Source organism: Olleya sp. HaHaR_3_96, assembly GCF_019278545.1.
Taxonomy (GTDB): domain Bacteria; phylum Bacteroidota; class Bacteroidia; order Flavobacteriales; family Flavobacteriaceae; genus Olleya.
The window spans coordinates 307,568-332,825 of sequence record NZ_CP058987.1 but is presented as its reverse complement, the minus strand read 5'-3'; the positions used below and the strand labels follow the sequence as shown (position 1 = coordinate 332,825).

Sequence of the window (25,258 nt, the reverse complement as noted above, 5' to 3'; positions counted from 1 at the left end):
GCTTTTACTTTGTATAGCCTCTTTAATGTTTATGTCCGTAACGTTCAGTTTTAGTCAGCGTAGTAATATTTATACTTTTTGAGAGTCTCCTGTTATTGCTGTTACAACTTAGTATTAGCTTGGTTTTTTAAGGTTTTTGGGTTTGTCTAAAAGTTAAAAGTATGTATCTAAATAAAAAAAAGCGCTAATTGAAATTTTCAATTAGCGCTTTTACTTTGTATAATAATTTAAGGTTTATTTACCCTTATTTGCTTTGTCAATATATTTTTGAAGCGCCATAGTCATTGATGGTGTTTCTGGTGTCGGTGCAGCAATATCTACACGTAAACCTTTTTCTTCGACAGCTTTGATCGTTGTGTTACCAAATACCGCAATTCTAGTTTCGTTTTGCTTAAATTCTGGAAAGTTATGAAATAATGATTCTATGCCGCTTGGGCTAAAAAACACTAATATATCATAAGTCACATTTTCTAAGTCAGATAAATCACTGATTACAGTTTTATAAAAAACAGCTTCTTTCCAGTTGATGTTTAAAGCGTTTAATATTTCTGGAACCTCAGGTTTTAATTTGTCTGTAGTAGGTAATAAAAACTTTTCGTCTTTGTACTTTTTAATCAAAGGCGATAAGTCGGCAAAATTACGTTTACCAACATAGATTTTACGTTTTCTATAGACTACATATTTTTGCAAGTAATAAGCAACTGCTTCAGACTGACAAAAATACTTCATTGAATCTGGCACTTTAAATCGCATTTCTTCAGCAACTCTAAAAAAGTGATCTACTGCATTTCTACTTGTTAAAATAATAGCGGTGTAGTTGTTTAAATCTACTTTTTGTTGTCTGATATCTTTTGAAGGTACACCTTCTACGTGTATAAAGGGTCTGAAATCAATTTTAACTTTCTGCTTTTCGGAAAGATCAAAATAAGGCGAATTTTCAATTTTAGGTTCTGGTTGTGAGACTAAAATGGTTTTCACTTTCATATGGTGTATTATTTAATTTAGACCTGATTGGTTGTAATAATTTTATATAAAACAACGTAAGGTGCAATTTCGAGAGTGCAAAGATACAAAATAAAATAAAAGAAGCTCTTTTTAAAGGTATTAAGATTGTTTTTTAGAAATAAAAAGGAGCTGTAAATAATAATAGAAAGTAATAAGGTAAACACTATTAATAGAAGCGGTTGGTTAGGTTTTATAGTGTAAATTAAAAAGGCATTTATTGGTATTAAAAGTAAACCTATAAAATTTCTGATACTAATCTTTTGAAAAAGATAACGATCTATTAATGGTTCAATATCTAAGACACTAGATAATAGGCGTTCCAGAAGTACTTTTAAAATAATAAATATACCGATTAATAATGCGTAGATAAATACATCTGATTGGGTAATTATTTCTAAGCTACTATAGCTTAAGAAAAGGTAGAGTAGTAGGCCTAAGTTTAAACTAAAATTTAGAAAGAGAAGCCCTTCAAAAACATCTAAGAAACGTTGTTCTTTGACGTAGTAACTAGAATATCTAGTATTAAATAGCAAGGTTATAAACTCGTTAAAACGTTTAGGGAATAACAATTTAGACAGAGCGACCAAAATCAAGCACCCCATTATAGTTAATGTTAAAATATCTAGATTGTTAATATCTCTAAGCATGGTTCAAAATTATTATTTTTAAACAGGAAAACGATTAATAATTAAGTAATTTTTATAATTAAGTAATTTTATAAAAATGTACATTTGCCTAAATTTTAAAAAGTATTGATGCAGGACGCTGTTGTTATTATACCAACATACAATGAAATTGAAAATATAGAAGCTATTGTAAGAGCGGTTTTTGCGCTCCCAAAAGCATTTGATATTTTGGTGGTAGATGATAATTCTCCGGATCTCACTGCCAAAAAGGTAGAAGCATTACAAAAAGAATTTCCTAATCGTTTGTTTTTAGAAGTTAGGCAAGAGAAGGCAGGTCTTGGTACTGCTTACATCCATGGATTTAAATGGTGTTTGCAAAAAACGTATCAATATGTTTTTGAAATGGATGCCGATTTTTCCCATAACCCACAGGATTTGATTCGTTTATACGATGCTTGTCATAAGGAAAATGCAGATATATCCATTGGATCTCGCTATGTAAAAGGTGTAAATGTCGTAAATTGGCCAATAGGTCGCGTTATTTTGTCTTATGGTGCATCTATGTATGTTAGAGTGATAACAGGTATGCGGGTTAAGGATGCTACAGCTGGTTTTATCTGTTATAAAAGGCAGGTGTTAGAGCAACTTAATCTAGATAAAATAAAATTTGTGGGGTATGCATTTCAAATCGAAATGAAATTTAACGCTCACCTTAAAAAATTTAAAATAGTGGAAGTCCCAGTTGTTTTTACCGACAGAACAAAGGGAGAATCCAAATTAAGTTCTAGTATAATATCCGAAGCTATTTTTGGAGTTATTAGTATGAAATTTAAAAGTTTATTCAAATCCAAGTAGAAGATGCATAACAAGAAAACACTTATTAAAAATGCTAAAATTGTTAATGAAGGCACCGTTTTTAATGGGGACATTTTAATTGAAGGCGAGTTTATTACTAAAATAGGATCTTCTATTAGCGCAAAATCTGCGGATGTAAATGTCTTTGATGCCGAGGGTAAGTATGTTATCCCTGGTGCAATTGATGACCAAGTGCATTTTAGAGAACCAGGCTTAACACATAAAGCCAATATTGAAACAGAATCTAGAGCTGCAATTGCAGGAGGTATTACGTCTTTTATTGAGATGCCAAATACCAATCCACAAACTACAACAATTGAAAAATTAAACGATAAATTTGAGATCGCCTCTAAAAAAGCATGGGCCAATTATTCGTTTATGTTTGGTGGGACTAATGATAATTTAGATGAAATTTTAAAAGTCGATAAAAGAGACGTTGCTGGTTTAAAACTATTTTTAGGATCGTCTACGGGTAATATGCTAGTCGATAATCCTGAGGTTTTAGAAAAGATATTTAAGAGTACAGATTTATTAATTTCGGTGCATTGTGAAGACGAAGCAACAATTAAAAAAAATCTAGAGATTTATAAAGAACGTTATGGAGATGATATTCCTGTTAATTTTCATCCTATAATTAGAAGTGAAGAAGCATGTTATATCTCATCTTCAAAAGCAATAGAATTAGCTAAAAAGACAGGAGCGCGCTTACATGTGTTTCATTTGTCTACAGCTAAGGAAACCGAATTGTTTGATAATAAAATACCTTTAAAAGATAAAAAAATTACTGCAGAAGTTTGTATTCACCACTTGTGGTTTAGTGATAAGGATTATGACGAAAAAGGCATGCTTATCAAATGGAATCCTGCAGTTAAAACAGAAAACGATAGAAAACAATTGCTAAAAGCATTGTTGGACGATAAAATAGATGTTATTGCAACAGATCATGCGCCACATACTTTTGAAGAAAAATCAAATGTGTATACCGCTGCACCTTCTGGTGGTCCTTTAGTGCAACATGCATTACCTGCTTTGTTGGAAATGTATCATAATGGTGACATTTCTATAGAGAAAATTGTAGAAAAATTTTGCCATAATCCTGCGATATTATTTGAAGTAGAAAAACGGGGCTATATAAAAGAAGGATATTATGCAGATTTAGTAGTTGTGGACGTGAACAACCCTTGGACAGTGAATAAAGATAATATTTTATATAAATGTGGGTGGTCTCCTTTTGAAGGAACAACGTTTAAGTCCAGAATTACACACACGTTTGTAAATGGTGGTTTAGCTTATGAGAATTTTAAGTTTTATGATACTAAATATGCTAAACGATTAACTTTTAATAGATAATTATTTTGAAACAGAATCCTCTAATTTACTTATTAATAGTGTTGTTGTTTGTGTCGTGCTATGGCGTGCAAAAGCCAGATAAGCCGGATAATTTATTAAGTGAAAATAAAATGGTTGATGTGTTAGTTGATTTGACTATAATGTCTTCTGCTAAAGGGATTAATAAAAGAGAGTTAGAAAATAGAGGGATTATGCCTGATAGCTTTATCTATAATAAACATAAAATAGATAGTGCTCAGTTTGTTAGTAGTAATGATTATTACGCTCATGATATTGAGAAATATAATGAGATGTATGTTAAAGTTAAGACTAAATTAGAGGATTTAAGGACGTTCTATAAGGCTGAAGAAAAAAAGAGAGAAGAAAAACAAAAGAAAGAAAAATTAAAACTTTCAAAAGGTAAATTAAAAGGGCCTATTAAAAAGTAATGTCATTAATCTTTAAAGTAGGTTGTGGTGTCCTTTAAACTACTATTTATAGTTTTAAATTTATAGTCTAAAGCAGTTCGTATTTTAGCATTGCTAAATTGACTAGTAGATAATGCCGATTGTGCTGTTTGTTTAGATAATAGGCGGCGTTTTCCTGTTAGCTTGTGTTTAAGCCAATCCAAATGCCATCCAATGGCTAATAGTAATGCAGACGCTTTCTTTTTAGGAGCTTTGACTCCGAGGTGTTCTGCAGTGTTGTATATAAAATCTTTAAATGTTAGATTTTCGGATACTAGGATAAAACGTTCATTTTTAATGTCGCTTTTTAATAGTTGTACCATGCAATTAACAACATCGTTTACATCAATATAGCCTGTACTTCCTGTGGTATAGTAAGACATACCTTTGCTAACCATAGTAATTAATGAGCCACTACCATAATTCCAAATACCTGGCCCAATAATAATGCCTGGATTTACAATTACAGCATCTAAACCTTCTTGTGTACCACGCCAAACTTCCAACTCAGCACCATATTTAGTAATAGCATAGACACTATTGTCAAATTCAGTATTCCATTCTGTCTCTTCAGTAATTAAGTTGATTTCAATTGCAGGTGTGCCTATGGCCGCAATTGAGCTTACATAGCAAAGTTTTTTAACGTGTTGTGCAATACAAAAATTTACAATATTGGCTGTGCCTTCAATATTGGTTTTCCGTAATAATTCAAACTTATTGGGCTCAAAGGATACAAATGCAGCACAATGATAAACGTAGTCAATGTCAATAAAGGCTTCAGTTAATGATGGGATATCATTTAAGTCGGCAGCAATCCATTCAATTTGATTAAATAGTTGTTCTGGAGTATCAGTATAATAACCAAAAATACGCTTAACGGTTTCAAACTTTTTTTTATTTCTATAAATGGCACGTACAGATTGTTGATCATTTAATAAATGAAACAATAAATGTGCGCCAACCATACCAGTTCCTCCTGTGACTAAAATCATATCCCGAAGGTAATAAATATTAGATATTGTATGTAGTTTATAACACGATTTTTATCTTTGCCAATTCAATAATAAAATTACACTAAAATGGCTAATGCATTTGTAGAAGAATTAAGATGGAGAGGGATGGTACACGATATCATGCCCGGAACTGAAGAGCAACTTGATAAAGAGATGACTTCGGCCTATATTGGTTTTGATCCAACTTCAGACTCGTTACACATTGGTAGTTTAGTGCCAATTATATTATTAGTTCACCTAGAGAAAGCGGGGCACAGGCCAGTTGCTTTAATTGGTGGTGCCACAGGAATGATTGGTGACCCGTCTGGAAAAAGTGATGAACGTAACTTATTAGATGAAGCAACTTTAAACAATAACGTAGCAGGGATTAAAAGTGTATTATCACGATTTTTAGATTTTAACTCTACCGCTAAAAACGCACCAGTTTTAGTTAATAATTATGACTGGATGAAAACCTTCTCGTTTATTGACTTTGCACGTGATGTTGGTAAACGTATTACGGTAAATTATATGATGGCTAAGGATAGCGTTAAAAAACGTTTGTCTGGAGAAGAAGGTAATGTCGGAATGAGTTTTACAGAGTTTACTTACCAATTAATCCAAGGATACGATTTTTACCATTTACACAAAACCATGAATTGCAAATTGCAAATGGGGGGAAGTGACCAATGGGGAAACATTACTACGGGTACAGAGTTGGTAAGACGTATGAATGTAGGTGATGACAAAGCTAAGGCTTATGCTATGACTTGTCCTTTAATTACAAAAGCTGACGGTAGTAAATTTGGTAAAAGTGAAGGCGGTAATGTTTGGTTAGATATAGATAAAACTAGTGTTTATAAATTTTACCAATTTTGGTTGAACAGTTCTGATGAAGATGCAGAAAAGTATATCAAGATCTTTACTTTTTTAGACAAAGAAACTATTGACGCTTTGGTAAAAGAACATAAAGAAAACCCCGGATTTAGAGCATTGCAAAAAAGATTAGCAGAAGAAGTGACTACTTTTGTACATTCTAAAGAGGCATTAGATAACGCTATAAAAGCATCGGGTATATTATTTAGTAAAGATTTTAAAAATGAAATTAGAGAACTTGATGAGCGTTTATTTTTAGACGTTTTTGAAGGTGTCCCACAGGCAGAAGTCTCTATGGATAAAATTGAAGCTGGATTAGATATGATTGCGGCATTATCTGCTGAGACTGACTTTTTAGGAAGTAATGGTGAAGCACGTCGTGCATTAAAAGAAAACTCAGTATCTGTTAATAAAGATAAAGTAACAGATGCTTATACAATAACTACCGAGGATTTAATTAATGATAAGTATATCGTTATTAATAGAGGTAAGAAAAGCACATTTATAATTAAAGCGATTTAATTATATTTTTAAACAAAAAAAGCCTGCTTAAATTTAAGCAGGCTTTTTTTTTGAAATTAGTTAACCAACTAAAAACTAATTCCTCTTTTTCATATATAGTTGGTCGTGTCTTTTTTACAAAACTTACAAGACCATTAAATTACAGCCTCTAATATCACTATTGTCAAAGCGACCAATAATTTCGAAGTCTGCATTGGTGTAAGTTTTTCCTAAATCTTGAGTGGCAATAAAACTACAAGAATTAATATTTGCTAAATCAATAACATTAATACCGCCTGTTTTTGGGCTATCAAAAACGGTTAAGGCGTCTTCTGTATCTCTAGTTAGTAGTTTCATCCAAGGCGGACAGTTAAAAACACCATGTCCTTTGGAGTAAGCTTGACTTAGTAACTCGGTCATACCATATTCGCTATGGATAGCATCGACACCAAAACCTTGCTTTAAAATAGTATGTAGTTCTTGTCGTATTAGTTCTTTTCGTCGTCCTTTCATCCCGCCAGTTTCCATTATAATGGTGTTGCTCAGGTTAAATGTATGAGCTTCAATTAAATCTAAAAGCGCAAATGACACGCCTATTAGTAATACTTTTTCTCCAGCGGTATCTAGTGCTATTAAAGTATCCTTTAATTCCTCTAAATTATTAAGATAAAATCCGCTTTTGGGTTTGTTAGAATCTTTAATTAGATGATCAACCATATACACTAAAGAGGAGCCTTCACGTTCCAGGTAATTAGGTAATAGCGCTAAAACGGTGTAATCTTCTATGTTGCCATAAAAATGATTAAACCCTTTTTTAAAACTAGTCTCATAAACACTTAAGTCGGTGACATGATGTTTACTTGTCATTTGTCCCGTTGTGCCACTGCTAGTAAAGGTTGTTTGAATAGAATTTCTAGAACTTAAAACTTGATGCGATTTAAAAAACTGAATCGGTAGATAAGGTATTTGATGTAGTTCTGAAACATCACTCGGGTTAATATAAAGTAAATCGCAAAATGAGCGATAAATAGTGTTGTTTTCAAACTGAAAGCGGAACACCTCTAAAGCTACAGCTTTAAATTGGGTGTCCGAAGTGATGTTAAATATGTCGTTTTTAAGGGTCATGCTATTATAAAACACAAAAGTATTGAAAATAAAAAAAGCGTTGCTATTAGCAACGCTTTAAAATGTTAAGGTTTAATGATTATTGAATCACTAATTTTTTAGTCGTTGTAGTTTCGTTTTGTGTTAGTTGTATAATATAGACTCCCGCGTTTAATTCAGAAATATCTAGTCGGTTAGTTTTTAAAACCGTTTTTAAGACTTGCTTGCCTAGCATATCGAAAACAATAACAGTTGTAGGTTGGTTTTTTGTGGTTTTAATGGTAACAAAATTTTGAGTCGTCGGATTAGGAAATATCGAAAAAGCTGTAGTTTCAAATTTATTAGTAGATAATGTTTGTCCAGAAGCAGACCAAGTAACATCATCAATGATAACTTGCTTACCAGTGTTATTTTTAATTTCAATCAAAACATCTCCCATTACGTTAATATTAGCAACAGTAAAAATATGTTCAGTAAAGTCGTCAAAAGCAGTAGAAGTACCATAAGACGTTCCGTTAACAAATAACTCTACTTGTCTGTCGCCTCCTCCTGTAAATCCTTTGTAAAGTTTTAGGGTAAGTCCTCCGACACCATTTGCGCCTGATTGTGTAGATATAGCGCTGTTGTCAGAAATACGTCTTAACATAATGGCTTTGCCATTTATCCCAGAACTATTATTATCACCATTCTCATCTCTGCATTGCGTGTAATTCCATATCACTCCGTTGTCACCAGTAAAAGACCCGTCTGTATATGAGTTTCCGGATAAGGTTAGATTGTTAAACGTTTCTGTTCCTTGTGCTAAAATGTTGTTAACAGAGGTTAAACCTATTAAAATAAATAGTAAAAAGTAAAGTTTTTTCATAGTTGAATATTATAAAATTAGGTAATAAAGATATACAGATTTTTGATTTAATAGGTATCATTATAAAGGCTACTCTATAACTTTACATTTTAATAACATGTTTTTAACGATTTGATTGTCAGATGGGTAGTTGGTGTCTGATTTTGAGTAAATTATCAAAAGATAAATGTAAATTGGATGTTATGTTAATGTTATTAATCATTTAAGAACAAATAGTTTTGCTAATAACTTTATCTTTACCTTAATATAACTTAAAAAATAAATTCAAGTTTCAAGTCTATGAATAAAAAAGATATAAAAATTCTTTTAGTCGATGATGAGCCAGATATTTTAGAAATTGTTGGTTACAATCTAACCAATGAGGGTTATCAGGTGGTAACTGCTAAAAACGGATTAGAAGCTGTTAAGAAAGCAAAAAAAGAAAAACCACAACTTATTATTCTAGATGTAATGATGCCAGAAATGGATGGAATCGAAGCTTGTGAGGCTATTCGTAAGATACCAGAATTAAGTACTACGCTTATTACATTTTTAACAGCAAGAGGAGAAGACTATTCTCAAGTCGCAGGATTTGATGCAGGTGCTGATGACTATATTACCAAGCCGATAAAACCAAAAGTTTTGGTAAGCAAAGTAAAAGCTTTACTAAGACGCTTAAAAACAGAAGAAGTAGCTGGGGCATTGATCACTATCGGAAACTTAGTTATTAATAGAGAAGAGTATAAAATTGTTTTAGCAGGAAAAGAGATTGTATTACCACGTAAAGAATTCGAATTGTTGTCTTTACTAGCGTCTAAGCCTGGTAAAGTTTTTAAAAGAGAAGATATTTTAGATCGCGTTTGGGGTAACGAGGTTGTTGTTGGGGGACGTACTATAGATGTGCATATCCGTAAACTACGTGAAAAAATTGGAGACGACAGTTTTAAAACAGTCAAAGGTGTTGGATATAAATTTGTAGAATAAATTGAAATTAAAAAAGACTTATAAATTCGCATTAAAAACCTCGTTTTTAATCACTGTTTTTTTAACGCTCCTAATGGGCGTTTTTTTGTATTTGTATCATGTCGGAAGTACATTTCAGCTAGCTGTATTTGCATTTGCAACCTATAGCGTGTCTTTTTTGATAATACAATATAGAGTAGAAAAATTTATTTACAAACGTATTAATAAAATCTATAAAGACTTAACGCTTTTGGAGTCTGTCAGTTTTAGAAAAAACAGTATTACGACAGATATGGCAACGTTAACAAAGCAGATAGATCAATATGCTAAAAATAAAAAGCTAGAGATCGAAACGCTTAAAGTCAGAGAAGAATACCGTAAGGAATTTATGGGAAATGTTTCGCACGAGCTTAAAACGCCATTATTTACAGTACAGGGGTATTTAGAGACGTTACTTGATGGTGCTATCCATGACGAGAAAGTTTCTAGTAAGTATCTAGAAAGAGCTAATAAAGGTGTGGAGCGATTAATATACATAGTCAAGGATTTGGATATGATTACCAAATTAGAGGTTGGTGATTTACGATTAGATATTGCTACTTTTGACATTGTGCAATTAGTACAAAGTGTTTTTGAATTGTTGGAAATGAAAGCAGCTAAAAAGAAAATCACGTTAACTTTTGATATGCATTATAAAGAACCAATAATGGTAAAAGGCGATGAAGAACGGATACAGCAAGTGTTAACTAATTTGGTGGTAAACTCTATTAAATACGGTAGGGAAAAAGGAACGACAGAAGTTAGTATAGAAAAATTGATAAAAAACAAAGTTATTGTTAGAGTAACCGATAATGGAGAAGGGATTGAGAAAAAAAATATCCCGAGATTATTCGAACGTTTTTATAGAGTTGACAAAAGTGGATCGCGTAAAGAAGGTGGTTCAGGATTGGGACTTGCAATAGTTAAGCATATTGTAGAAGCGCATGATGAAAAAATTTATGTCGAAAGCGAAATTAATATTGGAAGCGAGTTTTCTTTTACCCTTGAAAAAGCGTAAATAATGCTTTAAAATCAATCTCATTTTTAAAACTCTCAAAACCTGAGTAGTCCGTGATTCGGTTTAATTCATCTAAAGTGAATTCTGTTTGATTACAACTAGCAATCGTTCCATTTTTATCTAAATAATTAGCTAAATATTCTTGTTCAAACTGCCCAGGCGTTGGTATAAAAAAGGCCTGTTTACCTAATTTTGCTAAATCCATAATGGTTGTATAGCCAGAACGCGAAATAATAAGATCACTTTTATTAATCGCATTTTGCAACTCTTCGGTTTGCATAAAATTATAAATAGTAAAAGGTGTTTCAAGCATAACGGTCTGTTCTGTTTCAATTTTTCCTCTAACAAAAATCACTTTTCCATTGTAATTAATTAAAGATGATAGTAGTTGTTCTTCCAGTATGGTACGCTGTGGTTCTGGACCAGACAACAAAACCATTATATTGTATTTCGGCTTTAAAGCCACCTTTTCTAATCGACTTAAAGGACCAATATATTTTAATTCTAACCCTTTGTTACTAAAATTATGACCTAGTAATCCGCTTAAATTAGGCGTGTTTTCAAAATCAGGAATCCAGCATACATCAAAAGCTTTTAAATAACGATCATGGAAGTACGTACTTAATCTAGTGGTATTTCCGCTTAAAACATTTAATTGATGTGTAATAAAAACAGAAGGGACGTGTTTAGAAATCACACCCATCCGATTATCAGAGATGATGCCTTGTATATTATAATCGATAACTATTTGCTTAATAGCGTTGCGTTCTCTTTTTATTGCTTTTTTAATTTTTGGTAATTGTAACAACATATGCCATTTAAACCATTGTTTAGATTTTGCATATTTAATATTGTAAGATGGTAATTTTATAAACGTAAGGGATTCAAATTCTTTTTCAAGTAAGCGTAATGCTTGACCATCGCTAGCTATAATTGGTTCAAAGCCTTCGGTAATCAAAGCATTAATTATCGGCATGCAACGCGTGGCATGACCAATTCCCCAATTTAAAGGCGCAACAAGAATTCTTTTTTTCATTATAGTAATTTGGGCGTTACCTAAAAGGTCAGGCTGTCCGTTATATCTTTTTTTGCCATATATGGCAGCAAAAAAAGGATGCCACTTCCATCCTTAACGCAGTAAAATATCAAAATCAAAGGTAATCATAAACCTACTTAACTATATTTCCTTAATTTTACGCCAGAAATAACAAATAGTTAAGAAAGTGGGGAGCAAGAATAAGCAAAAAAGATTTAGAGAGAATGAAACCTTTGATAATGTGTTTCAGCCATCTAGAAGCCAATTAGTGGACGAGGTTTACGAGCATAAAGGGAATTGGAATAAAAACGTCTTCAAAAACGATAACCCATTAGTATTAGAGCTAGGTTGTGGTAAAGGAGAGTATAGTGTTGCTTTGGGTAAAAAATATCCGAATAAAAATTTTATAGGTATAGATATTAAAGGGGCGCGTTTTTGGAGAGGAGCCAAAACTGCAACAGAGGATGATATGCCAAACGTTGCTTTTATCCGTACTCAAATTGAGTTGGTAGAATCTGTTTTTGCAGAAAATGAAGTTGACGAAATCTGGATAACATTTCCAGATCCACAAATAAAATACAAACGTACCAAACATAGAATGACAAATACGACGTTTTTAAAACGTTATAAAAATATTTTAAAACCTGATGGAATCATGAATCTTAAAACTGATTCCGAGTTTATGCATGGGTATACCTTAGGGTTATTGCATGGTGAAGGTCATGAGGTTTTACATTCTAATAATGACGTGTATAGACAAGAAGGAAGTCCAGAAGAAGTTACAGCTATCCAAACACATTACGAGAGTATCTATTTGGAACAAAACAAACCAATTACGTATATTCGATTCAAAATTAACTAACCGTTGAATTTAACAATCACTTTTTTTACAAGCCTACTAATAGCTTTAGTCGGAGTAATCCCTCCGGGACTACTCAACATGACTGCTGCAAAAATTAGTATAAAGGAGGGCTATAGTCGTGGTTTAGTATTTTCTTTAGGCGTTTGCATCATCGTAATTGTGCAAACACTAATAGCTGTTAGTTTTGCGCGCTATTTAAGTAAACATCCGGAGACTGTTCAAATATTACAGCGGGTCGCTTTTGTTTTGTTTGTTTTGATAACGGTTTATTTTTTTCTTTTGGCAAAAAAAGAAGCTAAACCAGAAAAAGAACGCGAAAGAAAAAGCAAACGAAGTCAGTTTTTTTATGGTATGTTTCTATCTGCTTTAAACGTGTTTCCTATTCCGTATCAGGCGTATATGAGTGTTACATTGGCTAGCTTGGGTTTGATAACATTAGATAATGTTAATGTCGCAACTTATGTGGCAGGAGCCGCTATAGGAACATTTATAATGCTTTATTTATACGTGTTTTTCTTGAAGAAAATTAAAAACGAAAAACTAAAGTCGCAAAAAAACATGAACTATATTATTGGTTCTATTACGGGAGTGATTGCAATTATTACTTTAATAAACATCGCCAAAGACTTTTAATTCTATGAAGCCAGAAACGCTTAATTTTTTTGAGAAAGTGTACGAAGTGGCTAAGCAAATTCCATATGGTCGTGTCACTAGTTATGGTGCTATTGCTAATTATTTAGGTGCCAATCGTGGTGCCAGAATGGTTGGGTATGCCATGAATGGTTCTCACAATAAAGATGTTCCCGCACACCGCGTAGTAAATCGTAAAGGCTTGCTTACCGGAAAACATCATTTTGATGGTACTAATCTAATGCAACAATTATTAGAAAGTGAAGGTGTTGAGATTATTGATAACCAAATACAGCGTTTTGATAAAGTCTTTTGGAATCCTTCAGAGCTGTTATAAATTGTAACTATCAGACCATAAAAAACAACAAACCAACCACTTTATTCTTCAAGCTTTATGTAGTATCTTTGCACTTTAGAATCATTCTGAATTAGTTAATTATTATCAAGAGTTGGTTTTGAGAATGCGACAACAGTCCAAGTTCTCCTTTCTAATCTCTTTTTTTCTAGCAAAAAAATGAAATTAAACAAGCAAGACATACTTAAAGCCTTAGAAACCATAACCGTTCCTGGAGAAGGACAAAATATGGTAGAAAGCGGAGCAATAACAAATGTTGTCACTTTTGCAGACGAGGTTATTGTAGACATTACAATAAAAAATCCAGCACTTCAAGCACGTAAAAAGACGGAAGTAGAAATTCTACAAGCCATCCATAAAAACGTGTACGAAAAAGCTAAGATTAAAATTAACGTTACGGTAGATGCACCAGAAAAGTCAGCACCTAATGTAATCAAAGGAAAACACATTCCTGGTATCAAAAATATTGTAGCTGTAGCTTCAGGAAAAGGAGGGGTGGGAAAATCTACAGTAACAGCAAACCTTGCAGTAACATTAGCAAAAATGGGCTTTAAAGTTGGTGTTTTAGATGCCGATATTTACGGACCATCAATGCCAATAATGTTTGATGTGGCGTCCGAGCGTCCATTGTCAACAACAGTAGACGGTAAATCAAAAATGAAACCTGTAGAAAACTACGGGGTTAAAATATTATCTATCGGGTTTTTTACAAAACCAGATCAAGCAGTCGTTTGGAGAGGGCCAATGGCAGCCAAAGCATTAAATCAAATGATTTTTGATGCCGCTTGGGGCGAGTTAGATTTCTTATTATTGGACTTACCTCCGGGAACGGGAGATATCCATTTAAGTATCATGCAATCACTACCAATCACAGGAGCAGTAATTGTAAGTACACCACAAACAGTGGCCTTAGCAGATGCTAAAAAAGGAGTTGCAATGTTCCAACAAGACAGTATTAACGTACCTGTTTTAGGAATTATAGAAAACATGGCTTACTTTACACCAGCAGAATTGCCAGATAACAAATATTATATCTTTGGTAAAGAAGGCGCAAAACACTTAGCAGAAGACCTACAAGTGCCATTGTTAGGAGAGTTACCATTAGTGCAAAGTATTCGAGAAGCAGGAGATGTTGGTCGTCCAGCAGCAATGCAAACTGGAACACCACTAGAGAAAGCGTTCGAAAAAATTACACAAAATGTAGTGCAGCAAGTCGTGGACAGAAACGATAATTTACCAGCTACCGAAGCTATCAAAATAACCACTATGGCAGGATGTTCTGCAGTTAATAAAAAATAAATGACAACAGAAGAGCTAAGACTAAACGTAGAAAAAGCACTAGAAGAAATTCGTCCTTTTTTGCAAAACGATGGCGGTGATATCACCCTATTGTCAATAGAAAATAACGAAGTAAAAGTGCAGTTAGAAGGCGCGTGTACCTCATGTAGTGTCAACCAAATGACGTTAAAGTCAGGCGTAGAAATGACCATCAAAAAGTACGCACCACAGATAGAGCGTGTCATTAACGTAGGGTAAAAAAACAGTTTGGGCGTTACCACAAGGGGCGGGCGCTCACGACTTACACTCTGCGAGGTGCTCAAACAGTAAACTTGTACTGAGCGTAGTCGAAGTATTCCATCGCTACGCAGGAGTAAAAGCTAACAAAAGTCATAAAATTAGACAAATGCTTAATTTACCTTTGTTAGCGCAAAGCAGTAAGCCATGTTTAAAAAGTCAATAGCCAAAAGCTAAAGACGATTAAGAAAAAGTTACAGAATGATTAAAACAGACATACTAATAATAGGTGCAGGACCAACAGGTCTTTTCGCAGTGTTTGAAGCAGGATTATTAAAACTTAAATGTCATTTAATAGACGCATTACCACAACAAGGGGGGCAATGTTCAGAGTTATATCCAAAAAAACCTATTTATGATATTCCTGCCTATCCAGAAATTTTGGCGGGAGATTTAACGCATAAGTTAATGGAGCAATGCAAGCAATTTGAACCTGGATTTACATTGGGAGAACGTGCAGAAACAATTGAGAAACAAGACGACGGCTCATTTATAGTGACCACTAATAAAGGCACACAACACCAAGCGCCAGTAGTTGCAATTGCAGGTGGCTTAGGTAGTTTTGAACCTCGTAAACCAGTCATTGAAAATCTAGCAAGTTTTGAAGATCATGGTGTCGAGTATATTATAAAAGAACCTGAGTTTTACAGAGACAAAAAAGTAGTCATAGCAGGTGGAGGAGATTCTGCTTTAGACTGGAGTATTTATCTAAGCGACATCGCATCAGAAGTGACGTTAATACACAGGCGTAGCGAGTTTAGAGGTCATTTAGATTCTGTAGAAAAAGTACAAGAACTTAAAAACGCTGGTAAAATTAATCTAATCACGCCCGCTGAGGTTGTTGGAGTAGTAGGTAATGGTAAATTAGAAGCTATTGTTGTAAAACAAGGTGACGATACGTTTACAAAACCATGTGATCATTTTGTACCGTTATTTGGGTTATCTCCAAAATTAGGACCAATTGCAAACTGGGGATTAGAGATAGAGAAAAATGCCATTAAAGTTAATAATGCTTTAGACTATCAAACTAATATACCAGGGATTTATGCCATTGGAGATGTAAATACCTATCCAGGAAAATTAAAATTAATTCTTTGTGGATTCCATGAGGCGACACTAATGTGTCAATCAGCCTATCAAATCATTAATCCAGGAAAGCGCTACGTATTAAAGTATACGACAGTTAGTGGTGTCAATGGATTTGACGGAACACGTAAAGAAGCACCAAAGGCAGTTGTAAAAGCAATTGATTAAAGTAATGCTAAGATTTTTAAAATCTAAAATATAAACACTTGGACCTCATAGATTTTAAAATCAGTGAGGTCTTTTTTTATATCAAAAAAGGCATTAAATTTGATATGTAGTAGGTAATATAGTGGTAGCAACAATCAAATGTCATCCTGAGCACAGTCGAAGGGTAGTTAACAGTAAAACAGAACAACACCGGTAACATCAAACACAATAACAACCACGACGTCATCCTGAACTAGTTTCGGTGTAACGGAGCAAAGCATAATAGCAACAATAAAATGTCACCCTGAGCGCAGTCGAAGGGTTTGTGGTAAAACGAAAACATAGTAACACCAGTAACATCAAACACAATAACACCCACTACGTCATCCTGAACTAGTTTCAGGATCACACAAGTAAAAAGAAGTTGAGTAACGTTATCCTAAAAAGGTAGCACAATCGCACAACACACTAAATTAAAGTTAAGCAACCCCAGTTTGCGTAAATAGCTAAAAAAATGGAACAAGACATAAATATCAAAATAACAGACAGAGACGGTGTAACACACAAAATAGTAGCACCAACAGACATGGCTATGAATTTAATGGAAGTCGTACGTAGTTACGAGCTTGCTCCTGAAGGTACCATCGGAATCTGTGGAGGTATGGCTATGTGTGCCTCTTGTCAATGTTATGTATTAAGTGATACACCATTACCAGAAATGCAAGACGATGAAGAAGCTATGCTTAGCGAGGCATTTGATGTTAAAGACAATTCGCGTTTAGGATGTCAAATACAAATGACGGCAGAAATGGAAGGTTTGGAAGTGGAATTAGCGCCAGAATCTTAAATTATTTAATTCCTGCGGAAGTAGAGCTTGGGAGTGTTTGTTGTTGTGCTTTGGATCTTATTCAGGGAAAAATAACCATACCAACGAATCGAAAATATCTTACAATAAAAAGTAAATCACGCTATAAGTCATGATGTGATACAGTTCCTCTCTTTAGTTAAAGAGAGGTGATTTTTTTATAAAAAAATCGGAGAGTTTGCTAAAAACGCGAAGCAGTTTTAAATTCCAAAGAAGACATAGTGCCCAAACTAAAACCAGCAACCAAAACCTTCATTAAAAGTAGCCTTTTAATCATTGCACAGTGGAGCATCTCAAACCAGTTAAAAACAGCTTCGTGTTTAAGGCAAACCCTCCGATTTTGGTTGCACCAAAACCACCTCCCTTTAACTAAAGTGAGGAACATTTGCGAAGTAGCTTATCGTTTTATTCATGAGTATTTGTTGTCATCTCTCTTTGTTAGTCAGAGCCAAAATTAGCGTCCAAAAGCGTCATTTAAAAGAGCTGTTTCAAAATAACATAGCCATGCTAGCATCTAAAAACACCTAGCAAAACAAAAGTAAATCACCCTATAAGTCATGATGTGAAGCAGCTCCTCTCTTTAGTCGAAGAGAGGTGATTTTTTTAGAAAAAAATCGGAGAGTTTGCTAAAAACGCGAAGCAGTTTTAATTACCAAAGAAGACATAGTACCCAAACTAAAACCAGCATCCAAAACCTTCATTAAAAGTAGCTTTTTAATCATTGCACAGTGGAGCATCTCAAACCAGTTAAAAACAGCTTCGCGTTTAAGGCAAACCCTCCGATTTTGGTTGCACCAAAAACACCTCCCTTTAACTAAAGTGAGGAACATTTGCGAAGTGGGTTATCGTTTTATTTAAGAGTATTTGTTGTCATCCCTCTTTGTTATTCAAAGCCAAAACGGGCATCTAAAACCGCTATTTAAAGTAGCCTGTTAATCATAGCACAGTGGAATATCTCAAATCAGTTAAAAACAGCTTCGCGTTTTTAGCAAACCCTCCGATTTCGGTTGCACCAAAACCACCTCCCTTTAACTAAAGTGAGGAACATTTGCGAGGTGGTTATTCTATTATTCAAGAGTATTTGTTTCTATTTCTCTTTTTTATTCAGAGCTAAAACAAACATCCAAAGCCGTCATTTAAAAGAGCTGTTTTAAAATAAGATAACCGTCTAGAATCTAAACCCAAACACCTTGCAATTCATAAGTAAATCAACCTGCAATTCATAAGTAAATCAACCTGCAAATCATGATGTGATGCAGCTCCTCTCTTTAGTTAAAGAGAGGTGATTTTTTTAGAAAAAAAATCGGAGAGTTTGCTAAAAACGCGAAGCAGTTTTAATTACCAAAGAAGACATAATGCCCAAATTAAAACAAGCATCCAAAACTGTTATTTAAAGTAATCTGTTATTCATAGCATAGTCAAGTACCTCAAACCTCAAACCCGTTAAAAATAGCTTCGCGTTTTTAGCAAACCCTCCGATTTCGGTTGCACCAAAACCACCTCCCTTTAACTAAAGTGAGGAACATTTGCGAAATGGGTTATCGTTTTATTCATGAGTATTTGTTGCTAGTTCTGTTTGTTAGTTAGAGCCAAAACTAGCATCCAAAAGCTTCATTAAAAGAGTTGTTTCAAAATAGCATAGCCATAGCTGGCATCTAAACCCAAATACCTAGCAAAATATAAGTAAATCAACCTACAAATCATGATGTTATGCAGCTCCTCTCTTTAGTTAAAGGGAGGTGGTTTTTTTAGAAAAAAATCGGAGGGTTTGCTAAAAACGCGAAGCAGTTTTAAATGTCAAAAAAAGGGGAGTATTCTAATTAACCACAAAAAAAACTATTTCTTATAATCCACCAAACGTCTCGGACCTTCCAGAAGTACACGTACAATTTGCAAAGTCCCGTCTTCTTTAGTTGCAATTTGCCACTTAATTAATGAGATAGCACCATTTTCAATCTCAATTCCAGTAATGCATCTTGGGTGAACGCAGCTACCATCATTAAAAAAGGCTACATCACCAGGTTCTGGAAAACGTGGTCTATGGGTATGGCCAATAATAGTAATTAGGTTATTGTTGGCTGTGATCCAATTTTTAGTTCTACGTTCTACTTTAATTAGTTCTGTGTAGTTTTTAGCAGGACTTGTCGGGTCGGCAATTCCCATAACATTTAAGGGCTTCCAAAGTACTCGGACCATAAATCGACTCCATTTCCAAAAGGTGTAATTCCACCAATCAGCTTGATGTCCATGTGTTAAAAACACCTCTTGATTGGTGTCTTTGTGTTTTAGTACAATGGCTTCATTATAATTAAGGTCTTTAAATAACTCCACGTCTTTTCCTTCTTTAGGGTCAAAAAAGGTCGATAGATTTTTCTTTACATACTCCGGGTTTCGGTAGACCATATCATGATTACCCCAAATCATATGTAAGCGCTTTTGTTTATGAAACTGCTTCATAAGCATATACACATTTTTATGGGCGTTTAATATGGCATTAAAGGATATGTTTTCCCAAAGTTCATCACCATCACCTAATTCGGCATAATTAAAACCCTTAACATAGTAATGTTTTAAGGCGTGATAATAGATGTTTCTATTATTAGAGAAGTCATCAGCAAAACTGTTATCGCCACGATGACAATCGCTAAATAATATAAATTTAGACGTATCGTCAAACGCAATCACTTTAGCTTGTTGGTAGGCACGATCTAATTTCTTTTTTCCTGAAAACATAAAAGTAAAAATAATACAAAAAAAATGCACATCAAATAGATGTGCATTTTAATAATATCTAATTATAAATACTATTTAAAAGCATTTAACCCCGTAACATCTAATCCTGTAATTAGTAAGTGGATGTCATGTGTACCTTCATAAGTGACTACACTTTCTAAATTCATCATGTGTCTCATAATGCTGTATTCTCCACTAATTCCCATTCCTCCTAACATTTGTCTAGCATCACGGGCAATGGTTAATGCCATATCTACATTATTACGTTTCGCCATAGAAATTTGCGCTGAGGTTGCTGTACCGTTTTCACGCATAACACCAAGTCTCCAAGCTAATAACTGTGCTTTAGTAATTTCGGTAATCATTTCAGCTAGTTTCTTTTGTTGTAATTGAAACTGTCCAATTGGCTTCCCGAATTGTAAACGTTCTTTACTGTATCTTAAAGCAGTATCGTAGCAATCCATTGCTGCTCCAATTGCACCCCAAGCAATTCCAAAACGTGCCGAATCTAAGCAACCTAATGGTGCGCCTAATCCAGATTTGTTAGGTAATAAATTTTCTTTTGGTACTTTAACGTTATCAAAAATAAGCTCTCCAGTGGCAGATGCACGAAGTGACCATTTGTTATGTGTTTCTGGTGTTGTAAATCCTTCCATACCACGTTCTACAATTAAACCATGAATACGACCTTCTTCATTTTTTGCCCAAACGACAGCGATGTTACAAAAAGGCGAATTCGAGATCCACATTTTTGCACCATTTAAAAGATAGTGGTCACCCATATCTTTAAAATTAGTCACCATTGCACTTGGATTACTTCCATGATCAGGCTCAGTTAAACCAAAACTACCAATCCATTCACCACTAGCTAATTTTGGTAAGTATTTTTGACGTTGATCCTCGTTACCATATTTCCAAATTGGATACATCACTAAAGAGGATTGTACAGATGCTGTACTGCGAACACCAGAATCGCCACGTTCTATTTCTTGCATGATTAAACCGTAAGCAATTTGGTCTAAACCAGCACCACCATATTCCACAGGAATATAAGGTCCAAAAGCACCAATATCTGCTAATCCTTTTACAATTTGTTTTGGGAATTCTGCTCTTTGAGCATACTCTTCTATAATTGGAGAGACGTCACGCTTCACCCATTCACGAGCAGCATCACGTACTAATTTATGTTCTTCAGTTAAAAGTTCGTCAAGATTATAGTAATCTGGAGCTTCAAATAAATCTGGTTTCATTTTAGTCTGTGTTAGAAATAAACTATTAATGTAGCTTATTGTTCAAAACAAAAATAACGAAATCGTTTGCAGAACACAATATTATATTAAAAATTAAGGCAAATTTTTACGAATCCTTTTATTTACTAACGAATAATAACATATTTAGCATTTTAGAATAAAATCAAATAACTCCAAATAACAACAAAACTGTCACCCAATAGCAAAATCAATGTCACCCTGAGCGCAGTCGAAGGGTCTCTATCAAACCATTAAAATCAATAGCAACAAAAAAACTTACCCACACCAAGTCATTCTGAACTAGTTTCAGGATCTCATCACAAAATGAATCAAAGTGTTTATTAGTTAAAGGCAATGCAATCCACTACATTTTAAGATAAAAATCTTTGGTCAAGTTAATGTAATCGTCCGTGTATTGGTGTCGTGCAGTTTCAATAACCAAAGTGTCTATTTTTATTTCGCTTTCGCGGAAAGAAAATGTTAGTAAACTTCTCTTGGTTTCCGAAGTATCGGACCCTTTAACACGCAAGATATTGTTAGGGAATAACTTGACTTCTGAAGCTAATTTGATAAAGTTAACTTCTTCTTTAAAAGGAATAACAACAGAAAAGATGCCATCTTCAGATAGCAGTTTGGAAACACTATCTACTAAGTGGTCAAAGGGAAGTGCTTCCGTAAAACGTGCTAAATCACGTTGGTCATTTTTGGTTTTGTAGTCTTCAGAATAAAAAGGAGGGTTAGAAATAATTAGCTCATATTTATCCTCAATTTCTTCTGCAAATTCTGCTAAATCCGCATGATAACAAAACAAACGATCTGCCCACGGTGAGGTTTCAAAATTATCTACACATTGCTCATAAGCTTGTTCGTCAATTTCTAAAGCATCTATCACTTGTGCGTGACTACGTTGTGCTAACATTAAAGATAGTACACCGGTTCCGGCACCAATATCTAATACAGAAAATGGATTGGTATCTAATGGTGTCCAAGCGCCAAGCAATACGCTATCAGTACCAATTTTCATGGCACATTGGTCTTGTTGGACGTTAAATTCTTTAAATTTAAAAGGCTTACTCATATTGTGTTATCCTGAATGTGTTGTAGTATCTTATTATTTATGGGTGTGATGCTGAAATGAATTCAGCATGACGTGGGTTATTATTCTAGTTATAAGTGAATTATTGGTTCAAGAGCACCAGTAAATATAGTTTACTACCATTACGTTATCCTGAACTAGTTTCAGGATCTCATTATTTTGGCTGTGATGCTGAAATGAATTCAGCATGACGTGGGTAATTATTCTAGTTATAAGTCAATTGTTGCTTCAAGTGTACCATTAAATGTAGTTTACTACCATTACGTCACCCTTAACTAGTTTCAGGGTCTCATTATTTTGGGTGTGATGCAGACATCAATTCAGCATGACGTAGGTTACTCTTCTAAGTATAAATCAATTAATCCTTCTGGGGTTTCAACAAAAATGGTCTTATTTGGTTTGTCGACTTTAGAAATAAATTGATCATTCATCGGAATTAAAATTTCGATACCATCACGATCAATTTCGAATAAAGATTGTGCCGTACTATCGTTTACAGCTTTTATAATCCCAACCTTTCCAAAGTTTTTATCTTCTACAGTAAAACCAATAATTTCATGAAAATAAAATTTATCGTCCTCTAATTCTGGAAGAGCGGCTAATGGCAAGTAAATCTTGCTTTTAATTAAACTATCAGCATCCGCTTCAGTCTCTACATCTTCAAATTTTACACGAAGTAATTCTGATTTGTGTAATTGAGAACTTTCTACAAAAAAAGGAACAAGTGATCCTCTTAAATCAACTAACATCGAATCAAGGTTTTCGTATAAACCAGGTTCGTCTGTGTCTAACTTAATAAGCAGCTCGCCTTTGAAACTATATTTTTTAACAATTTTACCTAAAAAGAAACAGTCTTTAATATCCATAAGAAAAGTTTTTTGCATAAAAAACTCCGATAAAAATTATCGGAGTTTAAAAGTATAAAAAATAATTTTTATTCTTCTTCTTCGTTAGAAGCTTTTGCATCTTCAGCAGGAGCCTCTTCTACAACTGGAGCGTTAGCTGCAATTCTAGCTTCATTAGCTGCTTTTTCTGCTTCAAAAGCTTTAGTTTTAACTTCAGCTTCCGCTTTAGATAAACCATCTTTTTTAGCATCTACTTTAGTTGCTTTTTCTTCAAGCCAAGCAGTAAACTTTGCTTCAGCTTGCTCTTCTGTTAAAGCGCCTTTTCTAACTCCTCCTGCTAAATGGTTTTTAAGCATTGCTCCTTTGTAAGACAAAATAGCTTTTGCTGTATCAGTTGGTTGTGCACCATTCTGTAACCATTGTACTGCACCATCAATATCTAATTCGATAGTTGCAGGGTTTGTGTTTGGATTGTAAGCACCTAATTTCTCTAGGTATTTACCATCTCTTTTCGCTCTAGCATCAGCTGCTACGATCCAGTAATAAGGTTTTCCTTTTTTACCGTGTCTTTGTAATCTAATTTTTACTGGCATAAATAATTAATTTGCGAGGTTCGCGACCTCTATTATTAATAAGATTGCAAAGATACTATAATTTTTTAATTTTCAAGTTTTTAAAGTAAATCTGGCAAATAAAATAAATTATTCTATTTTTGAAGTTATAAACGCTGTTATGATGAAAAAAACAATATCCCTTTTAGTGCTTATTCTTGGCTTAACTAGCTGTAGTGAAGATCTTGTGTTTAATGATCCTGCATTTGTTGGTTATAAGAATAGTGAGCTTTGGGAGGCAAGTAGCTTTAGAGCAAATGTAGATACTTTTGGAGATCTTACAATAACGGGGGTTAGAGGAGCTGAAACCGTAAACCTTAAAACAGATAACACCTTAGAAAAGACTTATTCATTGGGTAATACAGTGTCTTCTGTGGTTTTTGAAGGAGCGTCAGGCAAGGTGTATAGTACTAATAATATTCCAAATCCTGAGGTGCAAATATACCCATCGGAGGGAAGTATTGTGTTGGCCGAGTATAATTTAATAGAAAGAACAGTGTCTGGAACGTTTACTTTTACGGCTTATGATGCTGCGGGATTAGAAACGGAGAATTTTAATAGAGGTTATTTTCATAATGTGCCTATTGTAGATATTGCAGTCGTTAACGGTACAGATGTTAATGTAGCTTGTCAAAATGCTACAGCGGTGGTTGTCACAACAGAAGTTAATTTGAATAATGTGAATCCGACAGGAACACAATACACTGAATTTTGTGAAGCTTATAAAACAGCACTTCAAGTTAAAAAAACAGCTTGTGGAGATACAGATGGAGGAATACAAGCATTAATTAACGGATTAGGAGATTGTAGTAACTAAACACTACTTATATAGAATAAAAAAAGCCAACACATTTGTGTTGGCTTTTTTTATGTTAAATACTCTTAATGCTATCATAAACCCTGTTAAATCCCTTGATAACAGCTGTTGTTTGCTGTATATTGAGAATGCAGATGTGAAACAATACGCATCTATAAAAAAGGGTATTGAAATTTAAAATGATAGAGATATGATGAATTACAGAGAAGAAATTTCAAAAAAATTAAATGAATTGTTAGTTAAAAATTATGATGCTGAAAAAGGGTATCTTAATGCAATTGATAATGTAGAAAGCAACGATTTAAAATTGTTTTTTAAAAGACGTGCGTCTGAACGTAGTCAGTATACTAAAGAATTAAGAACAGAAATCTTGCAGTATGGACAAATTCCAGAAGATTCGGGAAGTTTTAAAGGTGCCATGCACAGGAATTGGATGAGTTTAAAAGCGGTGTTTTCTTCAAATAACGAAGAAGCGATTATAGAAGAAGCCATCAAAGGTGAGGAAGCTAGTTTGGAAGAATACGACACGTTATTGAAAGAAAATAATCTGCCACCAACCATTGATAGCTTAATTGCAAAACATAGACACGCTATTCAAGCGGCCATCAATACGGAAAAAGTACATGAAGAGTTAGTGTCCTAAAACCGTGTTTTAGAGACTATAAAAAGCCAGTGTTAACGCACTGGCTTTTTTTGTTTACAACTGTTTGTGATTTCACTTTAAATAAAAA

General features: G+C 34.0%; 26 protein-coding genes. 15 read left to right on the top strand and 11 right to left on the bottom strand.

Features of this window, described 5'->3' with window-relative positions; all coding sequences use genetic code 11:
- Positions 1-234: 234 nt before the first annotated feature.
- The gene (locus H0I26_RS01425) at positions 235-984 is read right to left on the bottom strand and encodes a uroporphyrinogen-III synthase (protein ID WP_101015495.1); all 750 of its coding nucleotides are present in this window, start codon (positions 982-984) and stop codon (positions 235-237) included.
- A gap of 17 nt (positions 985-1,001) precedes the next feature.
- A complete protein-coding gene (locus H0I26_RS01420; RefSeq protein WP_218700700.1) occupies positions 1,002-1,652 on the bottom strand; it encodes a DUF4271 domain-containing protein in 651 nt (216 codons plus the stop codon).
- 108 nt (positions 1,653-1,760) lie between these two features.
- On the opposite strand from H0I26_RS01420, the gene H0I26_RS01415 reads away from it, so the two are divergent.
- From H0I26_RS01415 to H0I26_RS01405, 3 genes are read left to right on the top strand one after another with little or no spacing between them, the layout of a single operon-like run.
- Complete coding sequence (locus H0I26_RS01415; RefSeq protein WP_218700699.1) at positions 1,761-2,486, top strand: polyprenol monophosphomannose synthase; 726 nt, start codon at positions 1,761-1,763, stop codon at positions 2,484-2,486.
- A gap of 3 nt (positions 2,487-2,489) precedes the next feature.
- Positions 2,490-3,836 carry a dihydroorotase gene (locus H0I26_RS01410; protein WP_218700698.1) on the top strand — a complete coding sequence of 449 codons (1,347 nt, stop codon included), beginning with the start codon at positions 2,490-2,492 and terminating at the stop codon, positions 3,834-3,836.
- 5 nt (positions 3,837-3,841) lie between these two features.
- On the top strand, positions 3,842-4,264 hold the full coding sequence (locus tag H0I26_RS01405) for a DUF4296 domain-containing protein (RefSeq protein WP_218700697.1): 423 nt from the start codon (positions 3,842-3,844) through the stop codon (positions 4,262-4,264).
- A gap of 5 nt (positions 4,265-4,269) precedes the next feature.
- Here H0I26_RS01405 and H0I26_RS01400 read toward each other — a convergent pair whose 3' ends face one another.
- On the bottom strand, positions 4,270-5,274 hold the full coding sequence (locus tag H0I26_RS01400) for an NAD-dependent epimerase/dehydratase family protein (protein ID WP_218700696.1): 1,005 nt from the start codon (positions 5,272-5,274) through the stop codon (positions 4,270-4,272).
- 87 nt (positions 5,275-5,361) lie between these two features.
- On the opposite strand from H0I26_RS01400, the gene tyrS reads away from it, so the two are divergent.
- The gene (tyrS, locus tag H0I26_RS01395; protein ID WP_218700695.1) at positions 5,362-6,672 is read left to right on the top strand and encodes a tyrosine--tRNA ligase; all 1,311 of its coding nucleotides are present in this window, start codon (positions 5,362-5,364) and stop codon (positions 6,670-6,672) included.
- A gap of 123 nt (positions 6,673-6,795) precedes the next feature.
- Here the strand turns inward: tyrS and H0I26_RS01390 are convergent, their stop codons facing one another.
- Together H0I26_RS01390 and H0I26_RS01385 are read right to left on the bottom strand one after the other, a co-directional pair.
- Entirely contained in the window at positions 6,796-7,776 is a 981-nt protein-coding gene (locus H0I26_RS01390; protein WP_218700694.1) for an acyl transferase, read from the bottom strand.
- 79 nt (positions 7,777-7,855) lie between these two features.
- Positions 7,856-8,620 carry a T9SS type A sorting domain-containing protein gene (locus H0I26_RS01385; protein ID WP_218700693.1) on the bottom strand — a complete coding sequence of 255 codons (765 nt, stop codon included), beginning with the start codon at positions 8,618-8,620 and terminating at the stop codon, positions 7,856-7,858.
- Positions 8,621-8,899: 279 nt separating this feature from the next.
- On the opposite strand from H0I26_RS01385, the gene H0I26_RS01380 reads away from it, so the two are divergent.
- Together H0I26_RS01380 and H0I26_RS01375 are read left to right on the top strand one after the other, a co-directional pair.
- Positions 8,900-9,583, top strand: a complete 684-nt coding sequence (locus tag H0I26_RS01380) for a response regulator transcription factor (RefSeq protein ID WP_218700692.1) — start codon at positions 8,900-8,902, stop codon at positions 9,581-9,583.
- 73 nt (positions 9,584-9,656) lie between these two features.
- Complete coding sequence (locus H0I26_RS01375; protein WP_218700691.1) at positions 9,657-10,619, top strand: sensor histidine kinase; 963 nt, start codon at positions 9,657-9,659, stop codon at positions 10,617-10,619.
- Here H0I26_RS01375 and H0I26_RS01370 read toward each other — a convergent pair.
- Positions 10,600-11,655, bottom strand: coding sequence for a glycosyltransferase (locus tag H0I26_RS01370; protein WP_218700690.1), 1,056 nt, complete (start codon positions 11,653-11,655; stop codon positions 10,600-10,602). The two genes, H0I26_RS01375 and H0I26_RS01370, sit on opposite strands and share 20 nt — an antisense overlap.
- 187 nt (positions 11,656-11,842) lie before the next feature.
- Here H0I26_RS01370 and trmB point away from each other — a divergent pair, with 187 nt between their 5' ends.
- The 7 genes from trmB (at position 11,843) to H0I26_RS01335 (ending at position 17,157) form a co-directional block, all read left to right on the top strand.
- The gene (gene trmB, locus H0I26_RS01365) at positions 11,843-12,517 is read left to right on the top strand and encodes a tRNA (guanosine(46)-N7)-methyltransferase TrmB (protein WP_218700689.1); all 675 of its coding nucleotides are present in this window, start codon (positions 11,843-11,845) and stop codon (positions 12,515-12,517) included.
- A gap of 3 nt (positions 12,518-12,520) precedes the next feature.
- The gene (locus H0I26_RS01360; RefSeq protein ID WP_101015483.1) at positions 12,521-13,150 is read left to right on the top strand and encodes a LysE family translocator; all 630 of its coding nucleotides are present in this window, start codon (positions 12,521-12,523) and stop codon (positions 13,148-13,150) included.
- A gap of 4 nt (positions 13,151-13,154) precedes the next feature.
- Positions 13,155-13,484: an MGMT family protein gene (locus H0I26_RS01355; protein ID WP_218700688.1), complete on the top strand. Its 330-nt coding sequence runs from the start codon at positions 13,155-13,157 to the stop codon at positions 13,482-13,484.
- Positions 13,485-13,661: 177 nt separating this feature from the next.
- A complete protein-coding gene (locus H0I26_RS01350; protein WP_101015480.1) occupies positions 13,662-14,801 on the top strand; it encodes an Mrp/NBP35 family ATP-binding protein in 1,140 nt (379 codons plus the stop codon).
- Positions 14,802-15,038: a NifU family protein gene (locus H0I26_RS01345; RefSeq protein ID WP_090836593.1), complete on the top strand. Its 237-nt coding sequence runs from the start codon at positions 14,802-14,804 to the stop codon at positions 15,036-15,038. It begins immediately after the preceding gene.
- Between the two features lie 240 nt (positions 15,039-15,278).
- Positions 15,279-16,331, top strand: a complete 1,053-nt coding sequence (locus H0I26_RS01340; RefSeq protein WP_218700687.1) for an NAD(P)/FAD-dependent oxidoreductase — start codon at positions 15,279-15,281, stop codon at positions 16,329-16,331.
- 493 nt (positions 16,332-16,824) lie between these two features.
- A complete protein-coding gene (locus H0I26_RS01335; protein WP_218700686.1) occupies positions 16,825-17,157 on the top strand; it encodes a 2Fe-2S iron-sulfur cluster-binding protein in 333 nt (110 codons plus the stop codon).
- 1,854 nt (positions 17,158-19,011) lie between these two features.
- On the opposite strand, the gene H0I26_RS01330 is transcribed toward H0I26_RS01335, so the two are convergent.
- The 5 genes from H0I26_RS01330 to H0I26_RS01310 form a co-directional block, all read right to left on the bottom strand.
- Complete coding sequence (locus H0I26_RS01330) at positions 19,012-19,908, bottom strand: metallophosphoesterase family protein (protein WP_218700685.1); 897 nt, start codon at positions 19,906-19,908, stop codon at positions 19,012-19,014.
- Between the two features lie 71 nt (positions 19,909-19,979).
- Positions 19,980-21,158 carry an acyl-CoA dehydrogenase family protein gene (locus tag H0I26_RS01325; protein ID WP_101015475.1) on the bottom strand — a complete coding sequence of 393 codons (1,179 nt, stop codon included), beginning with the start codon at positions 21,156-21,158 and terminating at the stop codon, positions 19,980-19,982.
- Positions 21,159-21,522: 364 nt separating this feature from the next.
- The gene (locus H0I26_RS01320) at positions 21,523-22,236 is read right to left on the bottom strand and encodes a tRNA1(Val) (adenine(37)-N6)-methyltransferase (protein WP_218700684.1); all 714 of its coding nucleotides are present in this window, start codon (positions 22,234-22,236) and stop codon (positions 21,523-21,525) included.
- 353 nt (positions 22,237-22,589) lie between these two features.
- A complete protein-coding gene (rimM, locus tag H0I26_RS01315) occupies positions 22,590-23,120 on the bottom strand; it encodes a ribosome maturation factor RimM (RefSeq protein WP_218700683.1) in 531 nt (176 codons plus the stop codon).
- Positions 23,121-23,188: 68 nt separating this feature from the next.
- Complete coding sequence (locus H0I26_RS01310) at positions 23,189-23,692, bottom strand: 30S ribosomal protein S16 (RefSeq protein ID WP_218700682.1); 504 nt, start codon at positions 23,690-23,692, stop codon at positions 23,189-23,191.
- Between the two features lie 142 nt (positions 23,693-23,834).
- Here H0I26_RS01310 and H0I26_RS01305 point away from each other — a divergent pair, with 142 nt between their 5' ends.
- Complete coding sequence (locus H0I26_RS01305; RefSeq protein ID WP_218700681.1) at positions 23,835-24,527, top strand: DUF6252 family protein; 693 nt, start codon at positions 23,835-23,837, stop codon at positions 24,525-24,527.
- Between the two features lie 190 nt (positions 24,528-24,717).
- On the top strand, positions 24,718-25,170 hold the full coding sequence (locus tag H0I26_RS01300) for a PA2169 family four-helix-bundle protein (RefSeq protein WP_317618211.1): 453 nt from the start codon (positions 24,718-24,720) through the stop codon (positions 25,168-25,170).
- Positions 25,171-25,258: the final 88 nt, after the last annotated feature.

Bases quoted from the DNA above. Each gene is read 5' to 3' on its own strand.
- H0I26_RS01355 (WP_218700688.1), top strand. From the start codon at position 13,155: ATGAAGCCAGAAACGCTTAATTTTTTTGAGAAAGTGTACGAAGTGGCT.
- H0I26_RS01350 (WP_101015480.1), top strand. From the start codon at position 13,662: ATGAAATTAAACAAGCAAGACATACTTAAAGCCTTAGAAACCATAACC.
- H0I26_RS01370 (WP_218700690.1), bottom strand. From the start codon at position 11,655: ATGAAAAAAAGAATTCTTGTTGCGCCTTTAAATTGGGGAATTGGTCAT.
- H0I26_RS01375 (WP_218700691.1), top strand. From the start codon at position 9,657: ATGGGCGTTTTTTTGTATTTGTATCATGTCGGAAGTACATTTCAGCTA.
- H0I26_RS01385 (WP_218700693.1), bottom strand. From the start codon at position 8,620: ATGAAAAAACTTTACTTTTTACTATTTATTTTAATAGGTTTAACCTCT.
- H0I26_RS01305 (WP_218700681.1), top strand. From the start codon at position 23,835: ATGAAAAAAACAATATCCCTTTTAGTGCTTATTCTTGGCTTAACTAGC.
- H0I26_RS01420 (WP_218700700.1), bottom strand. From the start codon at position 1,652: ATGCTTAGAGATATTAACAATCTAGATATTTTAACATTAACTATAATG.
- H0I26_RS01330 (WP_218700685.1), bottom strand. From the start codon at position 19,908: ATGTTTTCAGGAAAAAAGAAATTAGATCGTGCCTACCAACAAGCTAAA.
- H0I26_RS01425 (WP_101015495.1), bottom strand. From the start codon at position 984: ATGAAAGTGAAAACCATTTTAGTCTCACAACCAGAACCTAAAATTGAA.
- H0I26_RS01325 (WP_101015475.1), bottom strand. From the start codon at position 21,158: ATGAAACCAGATTTATTTGAAGCTCCAGATTACTATAATCTTGACGAA.
- H0I26_RS01400 (WP_218700696.1), bottom strand. From the start codon at position 5,274: ATGATTTTAGTCACAGGAGGAACTGGTATGGTTGGCGCACATTTATTG.
- H0I26_RS01380 (WP_218700692.1), top strand. From the start codon at position 8,900: ATGAATAAAAAAGATATAAAAATTCTTTTAGTCGATGATGAGCCAGAT.
- H0I26_RS01390 (WP_218700694.1), bottom strand. From the start codon at position 7,776: ATGACCCTTAAAAACGACATATTTAACATCACTTCGGACACCCAATTT.
- H0I26_RS01310 (WP_218700682.1), bottom strand. From the start codon at position 23,692: ATGCCAGTAAAAATTAGATTACAAAGACACGGTAAAAAAGGAAAACCT.
- H0I26_RS01340 (WP_218700687.1), top strand. From the start codon at position 15,279: ATGATTAAAACAGACATACTAATAATAGGTGCAGGACCAACAGGTCTT.
- tyrS (WP_218700695.1), top strand. From the start codon at position 5,362: ATGGCTAATGCATTTGTAGAAGAATTAAGATGGAGAGGGATGGTACAC.
- H0I26_RS01320 (WP_218700684.1), bottom strand. From the start codon at position 22,236: ATGAGTAAGCCTTTTAAATTTAAAGAATTTAACGTCCAACAAGACCAA.
- H0I26_RS01345 (WP_090836593.1), top strand. From the start codon at position 14,802: ATGACAACAGAAGAGCTAAGACTAAACGTAGAAAAAGCACTAGAAGAA.
- H0I26_RS01300 (WP_317618211.1), top strand. From the start codon at position 24,718: ATGATGAATTACAGAGAAGAAATTTCAAAAAAATTAAATGAATTGTTA.
- rimM (WP_218700683.1), bottom strand. From the start codon at position 23,120: ATGGATATTAAAGACTGTTTCTTTTTAGGTAAAATTGTTAAAAAATAT.
- H0I26_RS01335 (WP_218700686.1), top strand. From the start codon at position 16,825: ATGGAACAAGACATAAATATCAAAATAACAGACAGAGACGGTGTAACA.
- H0I26_RS01410 (WP_218700698.1), top strand. From the start codon at position 2,490: ATGCATAACAAGAAAACACTTATTAAAAATGCTAAAATTGTTAATGAA.
- H0I26_RS01415 (WP_218700699.1), top strand. From the start codon at position 1,761: ATGCAGGACGCTGTTGTTATTATACCAACATACAATGAAATTGAAAAT.